16 protein-coding genes are annotated in these 16,948 nt (G+C 46.2%); all 16 read left to right on the plus strand.

What is annotated here, in order from left to right:
• Positions 1–115 precede the first annotated feature (115 nt).
• The 16 genes from QRD89_RS09310 to QRD89_RS09385 all read left to right on the plus strand — a co-directional run bounded on the left by QRD89_RS09310 (position 116) and on the right by QRD89_RS09385 (position 16,807).
• Complete coding sequence (locus QRD89_RS09310) at positions 116–1,237, plus strand: BMP family lipoprotein (RefSeq protein WP_008640058.1); 1,122 nt, start codon at positions 116–118, stop codon at positions 1,235–1,237.
• Positions 1,238–1,373: 136 nt separating this feature from the next.
• Positions 1,374–2,900, plus strand: a complete 1,527-nt coding sequence (locus QRD89_RS09315; protein ID WP_286096774.1) for an ABC transporter ATP-binding protein — start codon at positions 1,374–1,376, stop codon at positions 2,898–2,900.
• A complete protein-coding gene (locus tag QRD89_RS09320; RefSeq protein WP_026577443.1) occupies positions 2,900–3,946 on the plus strand; it encodes an ABC transporter permease in 1,047 nt (348 codons plus the stop codon). Before QRD89_RS09315 ends, QRD89_RS09320 begins: the two co-directional genes overlap by 1 nt.
• Positions 3,947–4,906 (plus strand): ABC transporter permease, encoded by a 960-nt coding sequence (locus tag QRD89_RS09325; protein ID WP_008640060.1) that lies wholly within the window; start codon positions 3,947–3,949, stop codon positions 4,904–4,906.
• 131 nt (positions 4,907–5,037) lie between these two features.
• Positions 5,038–6,321: an EF-P 5-aminopentanol modification-associated protein YfmF gene (gene yfmF / locus QRD89_RS09330; RefSeq protein WP_008640061.1), complete on the plus strand. Its 1,284-nt coding sequence runs from the start codon at positions 5,038–5,040 to the stop codon at positions 6,319–6,321.
• 2 nt (positions 6,322–6,323) lie between these two features.
• Positions 6,324–7,616: an EF-P 5-aminopentanol modification-associated protein YfmH gene (gene yfmH, locus QRD89_RS09335; protein WP_026577441.1), complete on the plus strand. Its 1,293-nt coding sequence runs from the start codon at positions 6,324–6,326 to the stop codon at positions 7,614–7,616.
• Positions 7,609–8,328, plus strand: a complete 720-nt coding sequence (ymfI, locus tag QRD89_RS09340; protein ID WP_062513421.1) for an elongation factor P 5-aminopentanone reductase — start codon at positions 7,609–7,611, stop codon at positions 8,326–8,328. Before yfmH ends, ymfI begins: the two co-directional genes overlap by 8 nt.
• Before the next feature lie 67 nt (positions 8,329–8,395).
• Complete coding sequence (locus QRD89_RS09345; RefSeq protein WP_008640066.1) at positions 8,396–8,656, plus strand: DUF3243 domain-containing protein; 261 nt, start codon at positions 8,396–8,398, stop codon at positions 8,654–8,656.
• A 195-nt stretch (positions 8,657–8,851) separates the two neighbouring features.
• On the plus strand, positions 8,852–9,643 hold the full coding sequence (locus QRD89_RS09350; protein ID WP_008640067.1) for a DUF3388 domain-containing protein: 792 nt from the start codon (positions 8,852–8,854) through the stop codon (positions 9,641–9,643).
• 19 nt (positions 9,644–9,662) lie between these two features.
• A complete protein-coding gene (locus tag QRD89_RS09355) occupies positions 9,663–10,562 on the plus strand; it encodes a helix-turn-helix domain-containing protein (protein ID WP_008640068.1) in 900 nt (299 codons plus the stop codon).
• A 98-nt stretch (positions 10,563–10,660) separates the two neighbouring features.
• Positions 10,661–11,239 carry a CDP-diacylglycerol--glycerol-3-phosphate 3-phosphatidyltransferase gene (gene pgsA, locus QRD89_RS09360; protein ID WP_062513423.1) on the plus strand — a complete coding sequence of 193 codons (579 nt, stop codon included), beginning with the start codon at positions 10,661–10,663 and terminating at the stop codon, positions 11,237–11,239.
• A complete protein-coding gene (locus QRD89_RS09365; protein WP_286096775.1) occupies positions 11,236–12,480 on the plus strand; it encodes a competence/damage-inducible protein A in 1,245 nt (414 codons plus the stop codon). The genes pgsA and QRD89_RS09365 overlap by 4 nt, the downstream gene beginning before the upstream one ends.
• A gap of 168 nt (positions 12,481–12,648) precedes the next feature.
• Positions 12,649–13,692 (plus strand): recombinase RecA, encoded by a 1,044-nt coding sequence (gene recA / locus QRD89_RS09370; protein ID WP_008640075.1) that lies wholly within the window; start codon positions 12,649–12,651, stop codon positions 13,690–13,692.
• Positions 13,693–13,967: 275 nt separating this feature from the next.
• On the plus strand, positions 13,968–15,530 hold the full coding sequence (rny, locus tag QRD89_RS09375; protein WP_008640080.1) for a ribonuclease Y: 1,563 nt from the start codon (positions 13,968–13,970) through the stop codon (positions 15,528–15,530).
• A gap of 110 nt (positions 15,531–15,640) precedes the next feature.
• Complete coding sequence (locus tag QRD89_RS09380) at positions 15,641–16,438, plus strand: TIGR00282 family metallophosphoesterase (protein ID WP_026577438.1); 798 nt, start codon at positions 15,641–15,643, stop codon at positions 16,436–16,438.
• Positions 16,439–16,546: 108 nt separating this feature from the next.
• Positions 16,547–16,807, plus strand: a complete 261-nt coding sequence (locus QRD89_RS09385; protein ID WP_008640081.1) for a stage V sporulation protein S — start codon at positions 16,547–16,549, stop codon at positions 16,805–16,807.
• Positions 16,808–16,948: the final 141 nt, after the last annotated feature.

Consider the following 16,948-nt stretch of genomic DNA (forward strand, 5'->3'; position numbering starts at 1 on the left):
TCCTGTTTTAGATGACTTTGTGCCATTTTAGGGAGGTGAGGCTGGTTTACAAAGATATTCCTAAGGTTGGTCTTTGCAACTCATACTTAACAAAATCAATTAGGGGGTCATTGTTTTGTTGAAGAATCGTTTTCTTTTAGTCTTTGTTTTACTACTTACGCTTGGTATGGTCCTTGCTGCCTGCGGCGGCTCAGATAACGAGGAAGAATCTGGTGGAGAGGACAACTCAGGAAATGAAGAGTCGTCCGGTTCAGAGGAATCATCCGGTGACTTCTCTGTAGCAATGGTTACAGATACAGGCGGCGTCGATGATAAATCCTTTAACCAGTCTGCCTGGGAAGGTCTTCAGGCCTTTGGCGATGAGAATGGATTCAGTAAAGGAGAAGGCATTGATTATGCGCAATCAGAAAGTGATGCCGATTATGCCACTAACTTGAATCGCCTTGTCCGTCAGAACTACAACCTTGTCTTTGGAATCGGATACCTGCTTCAGCCGGCGATTGCTGATGTGGCAGAGCAGAATCCGGATACACACTTCGCTCTTGTCGACTCCGTGCAGGAAGGTGACAACGTCGTGTCGATCACATTCCGTGAGCAGGAAGGTTCGTTCCTTGCCGGGGTAGCTGCCGCTAAAAAGACTAAATCGAATAAAGTAGGTTTTGTCGGCGGGGAAAACAGCAGCTTGATCAACAAATTTGAAGCAGGCTACGTTGCCGGAGTTAAATCCGTTAATGCCGACATCGAAGTCGAAGTAGAGTATGCAGAAAGCTTTGGTAACCCGGATAAAGGACGAGCTATTGCTTCCAACATGTATGACAAAGGTGTAGACGTCATCTATCATGCTTCCGGTGGAACCGGAAACGGAGTATTCGCCCAAGCGAAAGACATTAAGAATGGCAACCCTGATGAAGATGTCTGGGTAATCGGTGTCGACCGTGACCAGCACGAAGAAGGCGAGATCGGTGATTCCAACGTGACGCTGACATCCATGGTTAAACGTGTGGACCTAGCTGTTCAGGATATTTCCGAAAAATCCATGAACGGAGAGTTTCCTGGTGGAGAAGTCGTTGAATATGGTCTCTCTGATGATGGAATCAGCCTTGCTACTACGAACGAAGAGGCAATGACAGAAGATATCGTTTCTGCAGTAGAAGAATGGAAAGAGAAGATTGTCAACGGTGATGTCGAAGTTCCTAGTACACATGACGAATTGAAGGAATATGAAGATTCATTGTAAACCGTAATGAGAAAAGGCTGGTGAGAGCCGGCCTTTTCTTTTGTCTGAAAAAGGAAAAGTCACCGAATGAAAAGATCGTTCCGGCCCTTTTCATTCGCTGATTTTTAGAGGACATCAGGGGGAGGTAGGAAGATAGATGGAATATGTTATTGAAATGTTGAACATCAGGAAAGAATTCCCGGGGATCGTGGCAAATGACAACATCAACCTGCAGGTGAAAAAGGGAGAAATACATGCGCTGCTCGGGGAAAACGGGGCAGGGAAATCCACGCTTATGAACGTATTGTTCGGACTCTACCAGCCGGAAAGAGGCGAAATCAAAGTTCGCGGAAAAAAAGTGAACATCTCCGATCCGAACGTGGCAAACAACCTTGGAATCGGAATGGTACACCAACACTTCATGCTCGTCGATACGTTCACTGTGACCGAGAATATTGTGCTCGGCAGTGAGCCGACAAAAGGCATGACAGTCGATATTAAAAAAGCGGAAAAGCAGGTAGAAGAACTCTCCTTAAAGTATGGCTTGAACGTAAATCCAAGAGCCAAGGTGAGAGATATCTCCGTAGGTATGCAGCAAAGAGTCGAAATTTTAAAAACATTATACAGAGGAGCGGATATCCTCATTTTTGATGAGCCATCTGCTGTATTGACGCCTCAGGAAATTAAAGAACTAATTACAATAATGAAGAGTTTAGTGGAGGAAGGAAAGTCGATCATCCTCATTACACACAAATTGAAAGAAATTATGGAGGTTTGCGACCGCTGCACGGTCATCCGTAAAGGCCAGGGAATCGGGACGGTGGACGTCGAACAAACAACACCTACAGAGCTTGCTTCTTTGATGGTCGGTCGGGATGTCAGCTTCTCCACGGAGAAAACAGCTGCAGAACCGAAAGACATCTACTTATCTGTTCAGGATCTCCGGGTGAAGGACGGACGAGGCGTCGAGATGGTCAAAGGTCTGAACCTGGACGTCCGAGCAGGAGAGATCGTCGGAATCGCTGGTGTCGATGGGAATGGACAGTCGGAATTGATTGAGGCAATTACCGGATTGAGGAAAGCAGATTCGGGTACAATTAAGCTTCATGATAAAGCCATTACCAACCTCACTCCTAGAAAAATAACAGAATCGGGTGTTTCCCATATACCTCAGGATCGGCACAAATTCGGTCTGGTCCTCGATTTTCCAATTGGGGAAAACATGGTGCTCCAAACATACCATCATCAGCCTTATTCGAAAAAGGGAATTATGAACTTCAAAAATATCTACAAGAAGGCGGAAAGCCTCATTAAAGAATATGATGTCCGGACACCGGATGCGTACACCAAAGCAAGGGCCCTGTCCGGGGGGAACCAGCAGAAGGCAATCATCGGCCGGGAAATGGACCGGTCCCCGGATCTCATTATCGCTGCTCAGCCGACTCGTGGTCTTGATGTAGGAGCAATCGAGTTCATTCACCAGAAGCTGATCGAGGAACGGGACAAAGGGCGGGCCGTCCTGCTCTTGTCATTCGAACTCGATGAAATTATGAACGTGAGTGACCGCATTGCTGTCATGTTTGACGGAACGATCATTGCGAATGTCACGCCGGAAGAAACGGATGAACAACAGCTCGGTCTGTTAATGGCCGGAAATACGGAACAGAAAGCAGGTGGAGAGTAATGTTTTCAAACCGTATGATCAATATCCTCATCCCTGTCTTGTCTGTGGTTCTTGGACTTCTTGCCGGTCTTTTGATTATGCTTTTCTCTGGATATAATCCGTTGGAAGGGTATGCAGCACTTTGGAATGGCGCTTTCGGAGATGCTTATTTCATTGGTGAAACGATTCGTCAAGTCACGCCGTATATTCTTGCTGGTCTAGCTGTCGCTTTTGCACTCCGCTCCGGCTTGTTGAACATCGGTGTGGAAGGACAGGTCTTCATGGGATGGCTCGCTTCGGTATGGGTGGGTATTTCTTTTGAACTGCCAATGGCCGTCCATTTACCACTTGCCGTCCTTGCCGCGGCTTTTGCAGGTGCCCTTTGGGGGTTCATTCCTGGTCTATTAAAGGCGAAACTCGGCGTACACGAAGTTATTGTAACAATCATGATGAATTATATTGCCCTGTATGTAACGAATTCTCTGATTCGAAACGTTCTTACCGACGGGGAAGATCGAACAGCAAATATTGCTCCTACGGCTTCTTTCCAGTCGGATTGGCTGGCAGAAATGACTTTCTATTCCCGTATTCACTACGGGTTCATTCTTGCTTTATTCATGGCTCTTGTCATGTGGTTCATTTTGAACAAGACGACACGTGGCTTCGAGCTTCGTTCCGTCGGTTTCAACCAGCATGCGTCTAATTATGCCGGGATGAACGTTGGCAGAAATATTATTATGGCTATGGTGATCTCCGGTGCTTTTGCCGGTCTTGCAGGTGCGATGGAAGGCCTCGGCACTTTCGGATTCATGTCTGCCAAGACGAGCTTCACAAACATCGGATTTGACGGAATCGCTGTTGCTCTGCTTGGTGCAAACACCGCTCTAGGAGTCGTTTTAGCGGCATTTCTTTTTGGCGTATTGAAAATTGGAGCCTTGAACATGCCGACTGTTTCCGGAGTTCCTACCGAACTGGTCGAAATTATTATTGCGTTAATTATATTCTTTGTTGCTTCAAGCTATATGATCCGATGGGTCATTCTGCGCTTTAAGAAGGAGGGGAAATAAATGGAATTCATTGAAATATTGAGCCGCATTCTCGGTTCCGCCATTGTATTCGCTACCCCTCTGATTTTCACGGCCCTCGGCGGGGTGTTCAGTGAACGGTCCGGCATCATTAACATCGGCCTGGAAGGTTTGATGATTATGGGAGCCTTTGTAGCCGTCGTATTCAACTTGACGTTTGCTGATGCTCTTGGCGGTGCAACTCCTTGGGTTTCCATACTAGTTGCTATGGTCGTGTCTGCCATCTTCTCGCTGGTCCATGCTGTGGCTTCTATCTCTTTCCGGGCCGACCAGGTAGTCAGCGGCGTTGCGATTAACTTCCTTGCCCTGGGTATTGGCTTGTTCTTGACGAAGCAATGGTACGATAAAGGTCAAACTGATTTTGTTTCCAAACCTTTTTACTCGGCAGATGTTCCGCTATTAAACAAAATTCCTATTATCGGTGATTTATTTTTCACCGGATGGTACTGGCCATCCTATCTAGCCGTTGCATTAGCATTCTTGTCCTGGTTTATCCTTTACAAAACACCGTTTGGACTCAGGCTGCGTTCGGTCGGGGAACATCCGATGGCTGCGGATACAAACGGAATCCAAGTGTACAGAATGCGATATATTGGTGTTATGATCTCGGGTGCCCTCGGTGGTCTGGGAGGGGCGGTTTATGCACTGACGGTCGCGCTTAACTTCTCAGGAGGGACGATTCTCGGGCAGGGGTTCATAGCCCTCGCAGCCGTCATCTTCGGTAAATGGCATCCGCTGGGTGCCCTTGGTGCTGCCGTATTCTTCGGGTTTGCTCAGAGTTTAAGTATCGTTTCATCCGATATTTCTTTCCTGGAGAGTGTACCAAGCGTCTTTATTTTAATTGCACCTTACGTGCTGACAATCCTTGCGCTTGCAGGTTTTATCGGCCGTGCCGATGCACCGAGATCTCTCGGGGAAGCCTATGTAAAAGGAAATCGATAAAAATTAAGCCCGGCATAACTGCCGGGCTTAATTTTTTACTTTTTCCCACATATACCTTAGCATTAGCTATAATGGATGAATATGGACATGTCCGTCTATAATAATAAAAGAATAAGAAGGAGGATACACATATGAAATTGACAAAAGAAACGATACTCGATAAAGAAGGGTACCGTCTACATATATTACCTAGCAAGAAATATAAAACGATCACCATTGTAGCTAAATTCAAAGCGCCGCTTAAAAGGGAAGGTATCACGGAACGTGCGCTGCTTCCACATGTGCTTCAGAAAGCGACCTCCAATCACCCCAATATCCGTTCCCTGCAGTCGGCGTTTGAGAACCTTTACGGGACAGCACTTTCCAGCGATGGATCTAAAAAAGGGGAGAACCATGTTATCAGCTTTCGCATGGAAGTGGTGAACGAAGCTTATTTAAACGACGAAGAGCCGATATTAGAAGAAGCACTCAAGCTGTTCCATGAAGTCCTGTTCGATCCCAAAAAAGAAGGGGATGGATTCGATACAGATATCGTCAAACGGGAGAAACAGACGCTTGAGCAGAAGATTACGTCCATTAAGGATGACAAAATGAGTTATGCGAACCTGCGTCTCATGGATAATATGTGCAAGGATGAGCCTTACGCACTCCATGTACATGGGTACTTAGAAGATTTTAAAGACATCACGCCGGAATCCCTTTATTCCTATTATGAGCAGATGATTAAGGGTGATATGCTTGATGTGTATGTAATCGGAGACATTCCCTCCAAAGATGTTGAGTCTTTAACAAGCCGCTTCTTCACGAGGAAAAACAGCGACAATTCGGATAATGACCAAGTCTCTGTGTCCAAACAGGTGGAGGAAGTGAGTGAGATTGTAGAGAAGGAAGAAGTGAAGCAGGGGAAACTTCACCTGGGCTATCGTACGTATACGAAATTCGGGGAAGATGATTATTACGCCCTTCAAATCTTTAATGGAATTTACGGCGGCTTTCCGAGTTCCAAGCTGTTCATGAATGTCCGGGAGAAACACAGCCTTGCATACTATGCTGCTTCACGATTTGAAAGCCACAAGGGGCTGCTGCTCGTATTCAGCGGGGTGGATCCAAAAGATTACAAACAGGCAAAGTCGATTATCCTGGAGCAAATGGATGCGATGAAAGCAGGAGACTTTACTGAACAGCAGGTGGAAGAAACGAAAGAACAGGTCATCAACCAGCTGCAGGAGACAATGGACAATGCAAACGGGTTGATCGAAGTCCTTTATCATCAGATGATTTCCGGTGCAGAGATGCCTGCGGATGAACTGATCGAAAACATCCGCAAGGTGACTAAAGATGATGTCATTAAAATGGCGAACAAGTTAGAACTGGATACGATTTACTTCTTGACTAGCAAAGACGGAGGGGAATAAGCATGGAGGAATTAGTATATAAACAATTGAACGAAACCGTATATCAGGAGACGTTGGATAATGGCCTGAAGGTCTTCCTGCTCTCAAAACCGGAGATGGCGAAAACGTTCGGTATATTCACGACCAATTATGGATCGATCGACCAGACTTTTACGCCGATCGGTCAGACAGAGGAGGTCACGGTACCGGAAGGAATCGCGCACTTTCTTGAACACAAATTGTTCGAAAAAGAAGACCGCGACGTTTTTCAGGATTTTACAAAACTCGGAGCATCCGCTAACGCCTTCACATCTTTCACGAAGACGGCTTACTTGTTCACAGCAACAAGCCAAATTGAAAAGAACGTAAATATTCTTCTTGATTTCGTTCAGGATCCATACTTCTCCGAAGCTTCAGTGGAAAAAGAGAAAGGCATCATTGCACAGGAGATCCGCATGTACGACGACCAGCCGGACTGGCGCGCGTTTTTCGGTACGATTCAGAGTCTTTATCATAACCACCCGGTGAAAGTGGACATCGCGGGAACTGTTGACAGTATTCAGGATATAACCAAAGACGACTTGTACACGTGCTATGAAACGTTCTATCATCCTTCCAACATGACCCTGTTTGTTGCAGGAAACTTCGAGCCTCAGGCTATGATGGAGCTGATCCGTTCCAATCAGGACAAGAAAGAATTTCCCGACGCGCCGGAAATCAACCGCTCCTATCCGGAAGAACCGGCTGCAGTATCTATGAAGGAACACTCCATTACGATGCCTGTGACTACAGCAAAAGCGATGGTCGGAGTGAAAGAAAACGTCAGCGGTTTGACCGGCCAGCAACTGCTTCGTAATGAACTGCTTTCCGGAATGATCCTTGATTATTATTTCTCAAGAAGCGGCATTTTTTATGAAGAACTATATCAACAAGATTTAATTGATGACAGCTTCCAATTTGAAACAGAACTTGATCAGCATTTCGGCTTTACTATTCTCGGTGGAGACACGCGAAAACCGGATGAAATGGCTGCACGCGTTAAGGAAATGCTCCATGAGCTAAAAACAGAGCGGATCTCAGACGAAGACTTCCTTCGAATGAAACGGAAGAAAATCGGTCAATTTATGCGTGCCCTGAACTCCTTGGAATTCATTGCGAACCAGTTCACACATTATGATACGCTCGGAGTGAACTTGTTTGATGTCGTACCAGTCATCGAATCCCTTACAGCAGATGATGCAGATGAATACCTTCAGAATTGGATCAAGGAAGAAGCCATATCCGTCTTCCAGGTGAAACCGCAGGCAAATGCGTAAACGTTGTTTAGTGATCGGAGCAAGCGGGGATATCGGCTCGGCAGCAGCTGCAGCTGTAATCGGCAGAGGATATGCAGTTGGTCTCCACTATCACTCCAATGAAGCGAAGGTCAAGGAACTGGTGAAGGATGTTCCTCCCGAAAATCTGGCAGGAACATTTCAGTCTGATTTATCCAAAGAGGAAGGAATTCTTCATCTTCTTTCTCAGGTCGGGGAGGAGTGGGATGCGTTAGTATTTGCCGGAGGACCGATGTACAGCGGTCTTTTTCAGGATATGGCTGTCTCTGCGCTGGATACGTTATATCATACGCATGTAAAAGCGCTCTGGCTTATAAGCAGGCATCTCCTCCCGTATATGATCCGTAACAAGTCCGGAAACATTGTGGTTGTTTCTTCCATATATGGAACGGAAGGTGCGAGCATGGAAGTTGCCTACAGTTCTGTCAAAGGTGCACAGGACAGTTTCGTAAAGGGGTTAGCCAAAGAAGTGGCACCGAGCGGGGTTCGAGTAAATGCCGTAGCACCAGGCTTCATTAATACGAAGATGAATGAACATCTGCAAGGAGAAGAACGGCTTGCCATTGAAGAAGATATTCCGATGGGGCGCGCAGGAGAGCGGGAAGAAGTAGCGGGGATGATCGGTTTTCTCCTCGGTACAGATGCAAGCTACGTGACCGGACAGGTTCTCCATGTTAATGGTGGTTGGTCCTAAAGTGCATGCATAATATCCTGATACCTTCTCATACTAAACATGAATAAATCATGAGGAGGTTTCAGTGATGTCTGTTATCGATAATTTCGATTCATGGAAAGACTTCTTAGGCGACCGTCTACATCAGGCCAAGGGCCAGGGAATGCAGGAAGGTGCTGTTTCTCAGCTTGCCTATGAAATCGGCGGATACCTTGCCAATTCTGTAGATGCAAAGAACGATCAAGAAGCGGTGCTTCGTGATTTGTGGAATGTTGCAGATGAACAGGAGCAGCATGCGATCGCTAACATGATGGTCAAGCTTGTTCAAAACGAAGGCAACCAGGCGTAACCGGAAAAATCCGCACAGGGTCTCTTGTGCGGATTTTTTACTTTACCTTATTCTAAAGTTTATTTTTGATGGATGTATTTTTTTGTGCAATTCTGTGGTTCCATCCTTTCCTATTTCAAGAAAATCCTTTATGATAGATAAAGAGTTATCACTTGCTTTGACAAATCACGACATTTTTTCCAGAGGAGTTGTGTTATGGAGAAGAAAGAATGGTACTTAGAATATGAAATACAATACAACCGTCCCGGCCTTCTCGGTGACATATCATCCTTGCTGGGAATGATGGCGATTAACATCGTCACGATTAACGGTGTGGAAAACTCCCATCGTGGCATGCTCTTGCTCTGCAAAGATGAAGAGCAGATCACAAGGCTTCGTTCCATCCTGAATACGATGGATACGATTAAGGTGACGAAACTCCGTAAGCCAAAGCTTAGAGACCGCCTGGCAGTAAGACATGGGCGTTATATACATAGTGACATCGATGATCGGAAGACGTTCCGTTTCAACAGAGAAGACTTAGGACTCTTAGTTGACTTCATGGCAGAGTTATTTATGAAGGAAGGTCATAAATTGATCGGGATCCGTGGCATGCCTCGGGTCGGGAAGACAGAATCCGTTGTAGCGGCGAGTGTTTGTGCCAATAAGCGATGGCTGTTCGTTTCGAGTACGCTTTTGAAACAAACGGTTCGTAATCAGCTGATTGATGAAGAGTACAGGGAAGATAATTTATACATCATTGATGGAATCGTTTCTGCAAGGAGAGCGAATGAAAAGCACTGGCAGCTTGTCCGTGAAATCATGAGGCTTCCTGCAACAAAGGTTATTGAGCATCCCGATATTTTCGTACAGGAAACGGAATACAAAATGGATGACTTCGACTATATCATCGAACTCCGTAATAATGAAGAAGAAGAAATTACGTATGAAACTGTGGAAAAGCCGAGTATTTCTATGAACGATGGTTTTTCCATGTTCGATTTTTAGAAATTGGATGGTGTTAGACATGGAAATAGGAGCGAGACTTAAAGAGGCGCGAGAAGAAAAAAGCCTGTCTTTGGAAGCCCTTCAGGATACAACCAAGATTCAGAAGCGATACCTGAAGGCGATTGAGGACAATCAATTTGAAGTGCTTCCGGGGAAATTTTATACCCGTGCTTTTATACGCGAGTATGCATCTGCTGTAGGGCTGGATCCGGAAATGATTATGGAAGAGCACAAAAATGAACTGCCTACATTTGATGAAGAACCGACGATTCAATACAGCCGGGTTCAGAAGGCAAGAAATGAGGCAACTCAAAAGAGCTCCCGGTCGTTTAAGTTCCTGCCGACGTTCTTAACCGTGGCCTTGATCGTGGCAGTGGCGTTTGTAGTCTGGATCGTCATTCAGAGTGTCGGCGGCACGAGTGATGATACGGCGGAGGACGGACAGGGGTCGGACAATGAAATCAGCGTCCCCGCAGACAGCGAACAGGAGGACGAAGAAACTCCGGAAGAGGAGCCTCAGGAAGAAGGAGAGACACCTCAGGATGAAGAGCAACCGGCAGAAGACGACAGCGAAGCCGAGGAACCCGCTTTAAACGCGGAGCTGACGCAAGAAGGTACCGGAGGATTCCCGGAACATGTATACAGCATTTCCGGTGCGGAGGATCGGTCGGTAACCATCGAATTGGAAGGAACCGCGTACTTGGAAGTACAGTCCCCGAAGGGCGGGGAAAACTTGATTACCCCTAAAGAGTACACGACAGGGGAATCGCCTTTATCTCTTGAATTTGATGGACAGAATGAATTGTATATTAAAACAGGGAATGCACCAGGTACCGTCGTGAAAATTGGCGATGAAGTAATAGAATTTCCTGACCCTGAGAAATCCACGCAGAAAATGCTGCTTCAATACCAAGAATAATTATGGAAGGCTGTCCACGCGTGTGTTCCGCTGATTGCGGGAACACTAGGTTTGACCGGGGACAGTCTTTCCTTTATTTCATGTAGGAGTGTGAACAAATGAATTTACCAAACAAAATTACCTTATCCAGAATTTTTCTTATCCCGATCTTTATGATCCTTATGAGCGTACCGTTCAATTGGGGAAGTTTGAATATCGGCGAAAACGAGCTGCCTGTATCCCATTTGGCGGGTGCTGTACTGTTCATCATTGCATCCACGACAGACTGGATTGATGGATATATCGCACGGAAATACAATCTCGTAACGAACCTCGGTAAATTTCTCGATCCTTTAGCAGATAAGCTCCTCGTAAGTGCCGCGCTGATTCTGCTTGTCGAAATCGGTCTTGCTCCGGCTTGGATCGTCATTCTTATCATCAGCCGCGAATTTGCAGTTACAGGACTCCGACTTGTGGCGGCGGGAGAAGGAAGCGTGCTTGCTGCAAGTCAGATGGGTAAATTGAAGACATGGATTCAAATCATTGCAATTTCCTTGCTGCTGCTTCACAATTGGCCGTTCTCCTATATCGGTTTTCCGATGGGGCTGATCGCGCTTTATTTAGCATTGATTATTACGATTTATTCCGGCTACGATTATTTCAAAAAGAACTGGCATGTGATGAGGGATTCTAAATGAGAGCGGAAAAGGCGGAAATCATTGCCGTAGGGACTGAGCTTTTGCTTGGTCAAATTGCCAACACCAATGCTCAGTGGATTTCAAAAGAACTAGCTGCACTCGGTCTTCCGGTTTATAGTCACACAGTGGTCGGAGATAATATGGACCGCGTCCGTACATGCTTCAAAGCAGCGGGGGCAAGGTCTGACATCATCATTGTAACGGGCGGACTCGGGCCTACAGAGGATGACTTGACCAGAGACGCCGCTCAGGAAATCTTTGGCCAGGAACTCGTAGAGCATGAGCCCTCTATGGTGAAGATTCTTGCCGTATTTGAGCGGAATGGAAGACCTATGACACTGAATAACCGGAAGCAGTCCCATGTATTCCAACAGGCTGAAGTGCTGACCAACAGTAAAGGGATGGCACCCGGCCAAATTGTGGAGCACGAAGGCACGATATGGGTCTTCCTTCCTGGAGTACCATCTGAAATGAAGGCGCTGATGGAAGAGGAAGTTCTTCCGAAATTGCGGGAACGCTTTGAATGGAAGTCACAGATCGTGTCAGAAATGATGCGTTTTATAGGAATTGGGGAATCAAGGCTGGAAACGGAACTAAGCGACCTTATATCCACCCAGACGAACCCGACTATCGCTCCTCTCGCAAGCGAAGGGGAGGTCGGGCTGCGATTGACGGCTACCGGCGAAACGGATGCTGAAGCGCTCCAAAGTATTGAAGCCCTGAAGGGAAAAATATTAGAAAGAGTCGGCGGGCACTATTATGGCAGTGACGCTGTTACGATTGAAGAAAAAGTGAAACAACTGCTTGAGAGCAGGAACTACACGATTGGATCTGCGGAAAGCTTTACCGGCGGCATGTTTATGGAGAACCTTGTCGCCCTCCCTGGAGCATCGGCTGTATGCGAGGGAGGTATCGTTTCCTATACTCCGGCAGCGAAGGAACAAGTCCTGCAGGTGCCGAGTTTTATCATCAAAGAATTTGGAACCATCAGTCATGAGTGTGCCGAAGTGATGGCGTTGAATGCACAGGCAATTCTCCGCACGGACATCGGGATCAGTTTTACAGGAGTAGCGGGGCCGGAGGAAAGTGAAGGGAAAGCGCCCGGGACGGTCTACATCGGTCTGCAGATAGGCGAAAGGAAGCCGGAGGTGCATGAGCTTTATTTTCATGGAGCTCGCGAGCAGGTGAGGCACCGGGCAGTCAAGAAAGGCTTCGAGCTGCTTTTTCAAAGGCTGAAATAGCACTTTATGAAAGCGGGTGGGTGCAGTTTATGAAGTTTCGCAGAGGGGAACTCATAAATTGCACCTCTTTTCTTTTTGAAAAAAAGGGAACAAATATTCGCTTTTTAGTTGGCAAATCGAAGAAAACAAGTTATGATAGGGATAGATATTTTGGAAAGGCGGTATAGTATGAGTGATCGTAAACAAGCATTAGATATGGCATTGCGTCAAATAGAAAAGCAGTTCGGTAAAGGTTCCATCATGAAGCTCGGAGAAAGTGCAGAACAGCGGGTGAACACAGTATCCAGTGGCTCTCTGGCTCTTGATGTGGCGTTGGGTGTCGGTGGATACCCGCGAGGTAGAATTATAGAAATATATGGACCGGAATCATCCGGTAAAACGACGGTAGCGCTTCACGCGATTGCCGAGGCACAAAGAAAAGGCGGACAGGCAGCGTTTATCGATGCGGAGCACGCACTCGATCCCGTGTATGCAAGGGCGCTCGGGGTAGATATTGAGGAGTTACTGCTGTCCCAGCCTGACACCGGGGAGCAGGCGCTTGAGATTGCTGAGGCGCTCGTACGAAGCGGTGCGGTGGATATGGTTGTTATCGACTCTGTAGCCGCACTGGTCCCGAAAGCTGAGATTGAAGGAGAAATGGGAGATGCACACGTTGGTCTTCAGGCCCGTTTGATGTCCCAAGCACTGCGTAAGCTTTCCGGAGCTATAAATAAGTCGAAGACTACAGCGATCTTCATTAACCAAATTCGTGAGAAAGTCGGCGTTATGTTCGGTAACCCGGAAACAACACCTGGCGGTCGTGCTCTGAAGTTCTATTCTTCCGTGCGTTTGGAAGTTCGTCGTGCAGAAACGCTGAAACAGGGGAATGAAATGGTCGGTAACAAGACCCGTCTGAAAGTCGTGAAGAACAAGGTGGCTCCGCCTTTCAAACAAGCAGAAGTTGATATTATGTATGGAGAGGGAATATCCAGAGAAGGTGAACTGATCGACATCGGTACAGACCTTGATCTCATTCAAAAGAGCGGATCCTGGTATTCCTATAATGAGGAGCGACTTGGCCAAGGTCGTGAAAATGCCAAACAGTTCCTGAAAGAAAACGTGGAAATTTACGATGAAGTAAAACGTTTGATTCGGGATCATTACGGAATGGATGCGGATGAACCTTCTGTTGAAGCGCCGGAAGCTGACAGTCAGGAAACGCTTGACGTTTAAAAAGCACAAAAAAGCAGTGCAGAAAAGCACTGCTTTTTTATACATAACCTTTACAAAATCTAAAAGAAAACGTGAAAAAGATACTGATAGTTTAAAATATTTCAATATATCAGCACATACGTGATGGGTTTCCTTGACATTCCTTATGCGCAAGCATAAAATGAATGTGTATCATTTTCATCTTTATACCCTTATATTACCTAAACGAAACTGAAAATGAAACGTTTGTATTTGCCGACAAACGGACCAAGTTCATAGCAAGAGGAGGTGAAAAAATGGATTTAATATCCTCGCTCATCTTCATTTTGCTTGCCCTTATCGTCGGTTCTGTTGTTGGTTATCTTATTCGGAAATCGATTGCGGAGGCGAAAATTTCCAGTGCTGAAGCGCTTGCGAAACAGATTGTGGATGAAGGTCACCGCAATGCAGAATCAGCTAAGAAAGAAGCTCTTCTTGAAGCAAAAGAAGAGAATCAGAAATTTCGTCAGGAAGCGGAGAACGAGATCCGCGAACGCCGCATGGAACTGCAGAAAACTGAAAATCGTTTAACTCAGAAAGAAGAGAATCTTGATCGTAAGAGTGAGACGCTTGACCAGCGTGATTTTTCACTCGACAAGAAAGAAGGGACTCTTGCCGAGAGACAACAACAAATTGAAGAAATGGAAAGCAAAGTGAAAGCTATGCTTCAAGAACAGCAAACCGAACTGGAACGTATATCCGGTTTGACATCAGATCAGGCGAAACAGATGATTCTTGAGAAAGTAGAGCAAGAAGTGTCGCATGAGTCCGCACTAATGATCAAGGAAGCGGAGAATAAAGCGAAAGAAGAAGCGGATAAGAAAGCGAAGAACATTCTTTCTTTAGCTCTTCAACGCTGTGCTGCCGATCACGTTGCAGAAACGACGGTTTCTGTGGTCAACCTTCCGAACGATGAGATGAAAGGAAGAATTATCGGTCGGGAAGGACGCAACATTCGTACCCTTGAAACATTGACTGGCATTGACTTGATCATTGATGATACGCCGGAAGCTGTCATTCTCTCTGGTTTTGACCCGATCCGCCGTGAAACGGCGCGGATGGCACTTGAGAAACTCGTACAGGACGGGCGCATTCACCCAGCCCGTATCGAGGAAATGGTGGACAAGTCCCGTCGCGAAGTGGATGACTACATTCGTGAAGTAGGGGAACAGACGACTTTCGAAGTCGGCGTTCACGGCCTGCATCCGGATCTGATCAAGATTCTTGGCCGCTTGAAGTATCGTACAAGTTACGGTCAGAATGTACTCAAACACTCTACAGAGGTTGCTTATTTGTCCGGTCTGCTTGCCGCAGAACTTGGCGAAGACGAAGTGCTTGCCCGTCGTGCAGGATTGCTGCATGATATAGGGAAGGCAATTGACCACGAAGTGGAAGGAAGCCACGTAGAAATCGGTAAAGAACTTGCGATGAAGTATAAAGAGAATGAGACAGTGATCAACGCTGTTGCATCTCACCACGGTGATGAAGAACCGACCTCCGTCATTGCTGTCCTTGTCGCAGCTGCCGATGCTTTATCAGCAGCAAGACCTGGCGCACGTAGTGAAACGCTCGAGAACTATATCAAGCGTCTTGAGAAGCTGGAAGAGATTTCTGAATCCTATGAAGGAGTCGAGAAATCATTTGCAATCCAAGCCGGTAGGGAAGTTCGGATTATGGTTCGCCCTGATGAAATTGATGATCTTGAAGCTACGCGACTGGCCCGTGATATTCGAAACCGAATCGAAGGAGAACTCGATTATCCTGGTCATATCAAAGTAACCGTTATTCGTGAAACACGTTCTGTGGAGTATGCGAAATAAATCTGATGAAGCGGCCGTTTCGGGCCGCTTCATTTGTTTTTAAGAGGTTTCCTGTTCATGGATCAGGGAATGAAGAAGGAATGCTTTAGAAGAAAGAGGTAGGTTCGCACATGAGAATTTTATTTATTGGAGACGTGGTGGGTTCACCGGGAAGAGAAATGGTGGATGAATACCTTCCGAAATTGAAGCAGAAGTTTCAGCCTGCCGTTTCTATTGTTAACGGAGAGAACGCAGCATCTGGGAAAGGCATTACAGAAAAAATTTATCGGAGATTCCTTGAAAAAGGAGCGCAGGCAGTTACGCTGGGGAATCATGCCTGGGACAAGAAAGAGATTTTCGAATTTATTGATGAAGCAGATTACCTTGTCCGACCGGCCAACTTTCCGGAAGGGACTCCCGGTCGTGGATTAACTTTCGTAAAAACACCAAAAGGAGAAGTCGCTGTTATTAACTTACAGGGGCGGACGTTTATGGCTCCCAATGACGATCCATTCCGCAAAGTGGATGAATTGATAGAAGAAGCAAAAAAAAGAACGTCCATCATTTTTTTGGATTTTCATGCGGAAACGACTAGTGAGAAACAAGCGATGGGATGGTACGTCGATGGCAGAATCAGCGTAAGTGTTGGAACCCATACACACGTTCAGACGGCGGATGAACGTATTCTTCCAAAAGGAACCGGGTATATTTCCGATGTTGGAATGACCGGACCTTACGATGGGATATTGGGTATGGATAGAGATGCAGTCATGAAACGATTTCTGACAAACCTTCCTGTACGTTTCGAAGTTCCGAAAAAGGGAAGAGCACAACTGAGCGCCTTTTTGGTGGATGTAGATGAGAAAACGGGAATGTCTACGAAAGTGAAGCGCATTCTTATTAACGATGACCATCCATTCTTTGAATGATTGTTTGAATTTTGCGACAAATTCATTCATAATGAAAAGGTAATATTCTACATCTCCAAGAATATAGTAGTTATGGAACAACTATAGTGATTGAAGGAGGAGCTAGTAATGGAAGTCTTAAAAGTATCAGCTAAATCCGTACCTAATTCAGTAGCAGGGGCCCTTGCCAATGTTGTAAGAGAGCGTGGAACTGCTGAAATCCAGGCCATTGGAGCAGGAGCATTAAATCAGGCTGTCAAGGCGGTTGCGATAGCAAGAGGTTTCGTCGCCCCGAGCGGCATGGACTTGATCTGCATCCCGGCCTTCACTGATATTATGATTGATGAAGAGGAACGTACGGCAATCAAGTTAATTGTCGAACCTCGCTAGTGGTCCCCTGATGCAGCTGGAATCTCTTATCACCTTCGTATCGTAGATAGATTGTTCATATGACTGAATACTTTCGTAGAATGAAAACGTCGCTTCATGAGTAAGAAAGACATACGCCAAACACGGCGTATGTCTTTTTTT

The organism is Halobacillus sp. ACCC02827 (assembly GCF_030291935.1).
Taxonomy (GTDB): domain Bacteria; phylum Bacillota; class Bacilli; order Bacillales; family Halobacillaceae; genus Halobacillus.

Excerpts from the sequence above, each read along its gene's own strand:
- QRD89_RS09365 (WP_286096775.1), top strand. The coding sequence starts at position 11,236 with ATGAGAGCGGAAAAGGCGGAAATCATTGCCGTAGGGACTGAGCTTTTG.
- QRD89_RS09350 (WP_008640067.1), top strand. The coding sequence starts at position 8,852 with ATGGAGAAGAAAGAATGGTACTTAGAATATGAAATACAATACAACCGT.
- recA (WP_008640075.1), top strand. The coding sequence starts at position 12,649 with ATGAGTGATCGTAAACAAGCATTAGATATGGCATTGCGTCAAATAGAA.
- QRD89_RS09325 (WP_008640060.1), top strand. The coding sequence starts at position 3,947 with ATGGAATTCATTGAAATATTGAGCCGCATTCTCGGTTCCGCCATTGTA.
- QRD89_RS09320 (WP_026577443.1), top strand. The coding sequence starts at position 2,900 with ATGTTTTCAAACCGTATGATCAATATCCTCATCCCTGTCTTGTCTGTG.
- yfmH (WP_026577441.1), top strand. The coding sequence starts at position 6,324 with ATGGAGGAATTAGTATATAAACAATTGAACGAAACCGTATATCAGGAG.
- QRD89_RS09385 (WP_008640081.1), top strand. The coding sequence starts at position 16,547 with ATGGAAGTCTTAAAAGTATCAGCTAAATCCGTACCTAATTCAGTAGCA.
- rny (WP_008640080.1), top strand. The coding sequence starts at position 13,968 with ATGGATTTAATATCCTCGCTCATCTTCATTTTGCTTGCCCTTATCGTC.
- ymfI (WP_062513421.1), top strand. The coding sequence starts at position 7,609 with ATGCGTAAACGTTGTTTAGTGATCGGAGCAAGCGGGGATATCGGCTCG.
- yfmF (WP_008640061.1), top strand. The coding sequence starts at position 5,038 with ATGAAATTGACAAAAGAAACGATACTCGATAAAGAAGGGTACCGTCTA.
- QRD89_RS09355 (WP_008640068.1), top strand. The coding sequence starts at position 9,663 with ATGGAAATAGGAGCGAGACTTAAAGAGGCGCGAGAAGAAAAAAGCCTG.
- QRD89_RS09315 (WP_286096774.1), top strand. The coding sequence starts at position 1,374 with ATGGAATATGTTATTGAAATGTTGAACATCAGGAAAGAATTCCCGGGG.
- QRD89_RS09380 (WP_026577438.1), top strand. The coding sequence starts at position 15,641 with ATGAGAATTTTATTTATTGGAGACGTGGTGGGTTCACCGGGAAGAGAA.
- pgsA (WP_062513423.1), top strand. The coding sequence starts at position 10,661 with ATGAATTTACCAAACAAAATTACCTTATCCAGAATTTTTCTTATCCCG.
- QRD89_RS09345 (WP_008640066.1), top strand. The coding sequence starts at position 8,396 with ATGTCTGTTATCGATAATTTCGATTCATGGAAAGACTTCTTAGGCGAC.